This window comes from Microcystis sp. M169S2 (genome assembly GCF_020245865.1).
Lineage (GTDB): Bacteria > Cyanobacteriota > Cyanobacteriia > Cyanobacteriales > Microcystaceae > Microcystis > Microcystis ichthyoblabe_A.
Genome location: NZ_JADBUB010000231.1, coordinates 1 through 5,629, shown reverse-complemented (window position 1 = coordinate 5,629; position 5,629 = coordinate 1). Strand labels below are relative to the sequence as shown.

Below are 5,629 nucleotides of genomic sequence, written 5' to 3'. Positions count from 1 at the left end.
TAGACCTCTTGCAAAAGTCTTAAGTCGATCCTTTTACAGCAACATTTTTGAAGATTATCAACTACTAATAAATAATTAACTGAAAGTCCCTCCCATTATTGTTTCTATCGTTTGTTTTCGGATTTATGCAAGAGGTCTAATGAAGGCTCTACCGAACCTGTCATGCAAAACTATCAACAACTCATGCTTGTAAAGCTTGTACAATAGGGCTTTGAGTTTTTGTTAGATTGATATTTATCAACTTTAGAGCATTGCTGGACAGAGAGGGAGCTTGGGGAATTTTCTACAGTGTAAGTTCGGAAGAACCATTATGAATTATGAATTATGAATTGGGGAGTGGGGCGTATTTTCAGTAAACAGTAAACAGTAAACAGTGAACTGATAACTGATAACTGATTACTGATTCAGTAAACCCTAATTAAAAGACTTTTTTGATTGCCTCGGTCAGTTTTTGACTGATTAAATCGTTACCGTCTCGACTAAGATGAATATTATCGATATAGAGGGAATCAGGAGTAGGATGTGCTTGAAAAATGGGCAGAAAATCTAGATAAAAAATCTGCTGGTTGCTGGTGAAATCCGCTAGTCTTTGACGGGCTTTTAATTCATAATCTCGTCCCTGTTTTTGAGCTTCGCGAATGAGGGGAGTAATAGCGATAATTAAACGGGCTTGATTAGCCTGAGCAAGGGCTTGAATTTGGGCAAGAGCGGTTAAATTATTGCCCACTCGATCGCCCCCTTCTTGCACCGGTGGTAGGGGAGGATAACGCTTAAAATATCGATCGTACAACTCGATTAAAGCTAAAGCTGGCCGGCGAGCGGGATAATTAATTTCTCGTCCCACCACCGCCGAACTAGGAGCTAAAGCGAACAGATCATCGGTGTTCATTAATAACACAATCACCTGAGATTCAAAGGTGCCGAAACGTCGCAGATAGGCCAATTGATTGCGCGGTCCCCAAGAATTAGCGGAAGCATTGAGAACTTGCACCGAATCCGTCAGATTTTGGCCTAAATTTTTGGTGATTAAAGCAGAAATGGTCTCTTTTTGATCTGTCCACCAGGAGCCATTAGCGATCGAATCACCGATTAACATGATTCTCGTCGTCTCCGGGGGCCGTTGGGGTGTAATCGGATCGCTCCGCATCGAATACTGATTAACGGCGATAAAATTGGAAAACCGGCGCGTTTGTTGATTAGGAGCCAAAAGATAGCCAATTTCGGCATCAGCTTTGTAAATAAGCGGATTACCGAACCCGAAGACAATTCTTAAAATAGCCTCAAGGAGAAGGCCAAGGGCGAAAAGAACGCCTAGAATGATTAAAGACAGCCGAATGATACCAATTTCTAATAACACGGATAGATGAGAGTTAGCTAATTTATGATCCTAAAGTGTCTCATACTTTCCACATCCATCTCATGAAAAGGAGTTAAGGGCAATGTCAGACTTAAATCGTGGCATTATGAAATTCGAGGGAGCCGATAAACCAGCAGTAGTGGCGATATCGTCCATTATCGTTATCGGTAGTATTATTGCGCTGATCGTTTGGGCAATGAAAGTTGCCTACATCTAGTTAGGGTTTGCGGCAAAAAGTTTCTCGTGGTGGCAGGGTGTGGGGTTTAGGGTGTAGGGTGTAGGGTTGTACCCCTTTTCATCTGATAAATTACCTAATTTTCAGGGAAAAAGTCCCTAAATTTTTCCCTCGATCCCTACCAATGGCTGGCACTTTTTGATTTCCCAAAAGTCTAAAAGTCTTAACCAACAAGGTTTTTAGATTTATTCAGCAACCTCTAGTTAACTAGATTAATTTCGCTCACTTTTGGCATCACTCGGTTTAAATTTCTGGCCATCACGATCTCACCTCTTGTCCCCTTGAGCCTGTAGGATAGGGTCAAGGGAGAAATTGCTAGTTCCCTCTATTGCGCTTGCTAGTCACACTCGACTCGAAACAGATCATCGATGAGCAGATCAACTTCTGTTTTAACAGAACTGTTGCAGTTACTCCCTCAATGGCGATCGCAGATGTACTTCAAAGCATCCCTGACCGCGCTATCCCACGCCATGGAGGATCAGGTTTTAGCGGAAGACGATCAACCATTAGTGATCGCCAGTTTTCAGCGTGAGCGCTTTTATCGTCAAGAGGCCCATCGCTATCGACGCATTGCCCACAAAAGCGGGCAAGTTTATGTTTTGTCGGCCCCAGAAACCGATTTTAAGCATAGTTCCGACGTTTACGAGACGATCGCTTTTCAACCGGATGACAGTTTAGCCCAAGAATGGCATCTAGTGGTTATCGGTCGCCATTATGCTAGTTGTTTGATCTGTCGGGAACGAACCCATCTGGTAGCCGAAGGGGAAAATAGGGCAGCTATGGATAATAATCGCCGTTTTGAGGGGATTTGGACGAGTGATCGCCATGTGAGTCAACAGGCCGCCCAAATTCTTTTAAATCATATTCTCGATTATCGTCCCGAACTGGCGGACAAAATTAGGCGCGCTCAAGAAGAATACCTGATCTGTGAACTGACGGACAGGGATCATCAAGAGGAACCGGATCCCTTTGTCCAGCGATTGGTCACTTATTTGCAAGCGGGACAGTATAAACTGCTGAAAGCCAATCGTTCCCTAGCATCGAAAGAACACAAGGAAAGACTGATCAACTCGGTGACAGCGGCGATCCGTCGTTCCCTCGATCCGGAAGATATCCTCCAGGTGGCAGTGCGGAAATTGGGCGAGGGATTAGGGGTCTGTCGCTGCGTGGTCTATCGTTGTAAGGAAGCCGACATTAACGCCACCATCGAACACGAATTTTTAAACTCCGGCATTAGTTCCATCAAAGGACAAAAATGGCCCCTGAAAAATAATCCTCTTTTTCAGGAAGTGCTGGAATTGAGAGAATCCCTGAAAATCGAAGACGCTATTCACGATCCCCGTCTCCCCGGCGATTCCATTCAAAATCTCGTGCGGGAATGTTCCATCTATTCCTGGTTATTAGTGCCGATTTTTTACCAAAGTCGTCTCTTGGGAATGTTGGAACTGCATCACTGTGGACCCGATACCACCACTTGGAAAAGCGAGGATGTCGCCCTTGTGGATGCGGTGGCCACTCAAATCGGAGTCGCCCTCATTCAAGCAGAAGCCTACGCTAATTTACAGGATTTAAATGAACAATTAGCCGCCCTCGATCGCACTCGTTCTAATTTAGTCGCCATTACCGGCCACGAATTACGCACCCCCCTCTCCACCATTCAAGTCTGTCTAGAAAGTTTGGCCTCGGAACCGGATATGCCGGCGGAAATGCGCCAAATTATGCTTGATACTGCCCTGAAAGATGCGGAACGAATGCGTAAATTAATCCAAGATTTTTTAACTCTGTCCAGGTTAGAAAGTGGCCGGGTTAATTGGAATCCCGAAGCTTTATCCCTATCGGAATGTGTGGAGTTAGCCATCAGTCACGTTCACTCCCGCAATCTCGACAACGAAAACCCACAAATTATCAATCTTGTCCCCCCTAATCTGCCCTTTGTTTTAGCCGATGGCGAGTGGTTGGTGGAATTACTCTCCAAACTTCTCGATAATGCCTGTAAGTTTACCGGACGGGAGGGAAATGTCTCGATCGAAGTCGCTTCGGGAAAACCAAAAACTCTAGAAGTAACCATTTCTGACACCGGACGCGGGATCGAACCCAATCTTTTAGAACAGGTTTTTGATCGCTTTTACCAAGAGGAAGGGGCCCTGCGACGCAGTGCCGGGGGAACCGGTTTAGGACTGGCTATCTGTCGTCAGATCGTCAATGGTTGGGGCGGCGAAATTTGGGCAGAATCGAGGGGCAAAAATAACGGCAGTCAGTTTCATTTTACTATTCCAATATTTAAAGATAAAACTAACGATAATCCCCCAAATACCGCTCCGAAAAAATCCTCCCGTCGTCCTGCTAGTAAACGTAAATAGCGGCTGGTTGCCCGTTTAGTTTTGGCTCTCTACTCGTGATACTAAATCCAGTTATTAAAAACTGGTTATGTATTCCCCCTTTTGCCTCTTGCCTCTTGCCTTTTGGCTGTCCTGATATGTAGCATATATTTAACGGATTTAGTATGACTTCCTATTCCTTTTCTTCATCAAAAACTAAACAAAAAAGCATTAAAAAAGAAGCATCAAATCCCCAGGATATATAATAAACTTAAAAGAGTAATCAATTAGTCGTTTTTAGGTGAAAAAATTATGGGACGTGCCAAGAGAGTGGTTTTAGCTTATTCCGGAGGAGTCGATACTTCCGTCTGTATTCCCTATCTCAAACAGGAATGGGGAGTAGAAGAAGTGATTACCCTAGCCGCCGATTTAGGACAGGGAGACGAATTAGGACCAATTCAAGAAAAGGCTCTGCGCTGCGGAGCGATCGAATCCTTAGTGGTCAATGCTCAAGAAGAATTCGTCAAAGAATACGCTTTTCCCTCAATTCAAGCTAATGCTCTCTACGAAAATCGTTATCCCCTTTCTACCGCCCTGGCTCGTCCTTTAATCGCTAAATTATTAGTAGAGGCCGCCGAGAAATACGGGGCCGATGCCGTCGCTCACGGTTGCACCGGCAAAGGTAACGATCAAGTGCGTTTTGATGTGGGCATTATGGCCCTTAATCCTAGTTTAAAAGTTCTCGCTCCCGCCAGGGAATGGGGCATGAGTCGGGAAGAAACCATCGCCTACGGGGAAAAATGCGGGATCGAGTCTCCCGTGAAAAAATCCTCGCCTTTTAGTATCGATCGTAACCTGTTGGGGCGCAGTATTGAAGCAGGTCCTTTGGAAGATCCGATGACGGAACCCCCGGAAGAAATCTATTTAATGACCAAAGCGATCGCCGATACTCCCAACGAGCCGGAATACGTCGATATTGGTTTTAATCAGGGAATTCCCGTCAGTTTAAACGGAGAAAATCTCGATCCTGTCACGCTAATTAGTCAATTAAATGACCTAGTGGGTAAACACGGTGTTGGTCGGTTAGATATGATCGAAAACCGGGTAGTGGGAATTAAATCCCGAGAAATTTACGAGGCCCCGGCTTTATTAGTTTTAATTGACGCTCACCGGGACTTAGAAAGTTTGACTTTAACTGGAGATGTTACCCAATATAAACGGGGAATTGAAGAGACCTACGGACAGTTAATTTATAAAGGATTGTGGTACAGTCCCTTAAAGGAAGCGATCGATGCTTTTATCATCAAAACCCAAGAACAGGTAACGGGATCGGTGCGAGTGAAACTGTTTAAAGGTAACGCTAAAGTGGTCGGTCGTCAGTCAGTCAATTCTATCTATTCTCCCGATTTAGCTACCTACGGGGCCGAGGATCAATTTGATCATAAAGCTGCCGAAGGTTTCATCTATGTTTGGGGATTACCCAGCAAAGTTTGGGCCGAAAAAACTAGAGGAAAGTAATCAACAATCCTCCCCTAAGTAAGTGGGTATTAATTTAGATCCCCCCGCCTATCGGCACCCCCCTTATCAAGCTATCCCTTATAGGGATCTTTCTTAACAATTTTTGCAGTAAGCACTCCAACCCTTATCCTGACTTGATTTCAGTTTTTTCTTTGTCAGTAAGGGTGTCAACAAGGAATATTACAAATTGTTAACCGAGTC

Annotated in this window: 4 protein-coding genes; 3 read left to right on the top strand and 1 reads right to left on the bottom strand. The window is 44.6% G+C overall.

The window, feature by feature from the left end; genetic code table 11:
• Nucleotides 1-418: 418 nt before the first annotated feature.
• Nucleotides 419-1,357 carry an SGNH/GDSL hydrolase family protein gene (locus IM485_RS20780; protein WP_287745331.1) on the bottom strand — a complete coding sequence of 313 codons (939 nt, stop codon included), beginning with the start codon at nucleotides 1,355-1,357 and terminating at the stop codon, nucleotides 419-421.
• Nucleotides 1,358-1,439: 82 nt separating this feature from the next.
• Between IM485_RS20780 and IM485_RS20775 the strand changes: the two genes are divergently transcribed.
• From IM485_RS20775 to IM485_RS20765, 3 genes are all read left to right on the top strand, one after another.
• Nucleotides 1,440-1,574 (top strand): hypothetical protein, encoded by a 135-nt coding sequence (locus tag IM485_RS20775; RefSeq protein WP_024969427.1) that lies wholly within the window; start codon nucleotides 1,440-1,442, stop codon nucleotides 1,572-1,574.
• A 386-nt stretch (nucleotides 1,575-1,960) separates the two neighbouring features.
• Nucleotides 1,961-3,952, top strand: coding sequence for a DICT sensory domain-containing protein (locus IM485_RS20770; protein ID WP_104396850.1), 1,992 nt, complete (start codon nucleotides 1,961-1,963; stop codon nucleotides 3,950-3,952).
• Between the two features lie 270 nt (nucleotides 3,953-4,222).
• On the top strand, nucleotides 4,223-5,428 hold the full coding sequence (locus IM485_RS20765) for an argininosuccinate synthase (protein WP_104396849.1): 1,206 nt from the start codon (nucleotides 4,223-4,225) through the stop codon (nucleotides 5,426-5,428).
• The last annotated feature ends 201 nt before the right edge of the window (nucleotides 5,429-5,629 follow it).

Excerpts from the sequence above, each read along its gene's own strand:
- IM485_RS20765 (WP_104396849.1), top strand. The coding sequence starts at position 4,223 with ATGGGACGTGCCAAGAGAGTGGTTTTAGCTTATTCCGGAGGAGTCGAT.
- IM485_RS20775 (WP_024969427.1), top strand. The coding sequence starts at position 1,440 with ATGTCAGACTTAAATCGTGGCATTATGAAATTCGAGGGAGCCGATAAA.
- IM485_RS20770 (WP_104396850.1), top strand. The coding sequence starts at position 1,961 with ATGAGCAGATCAACTTCTGTTTTAACAGAACTGTTGCAGTTACTCCCT.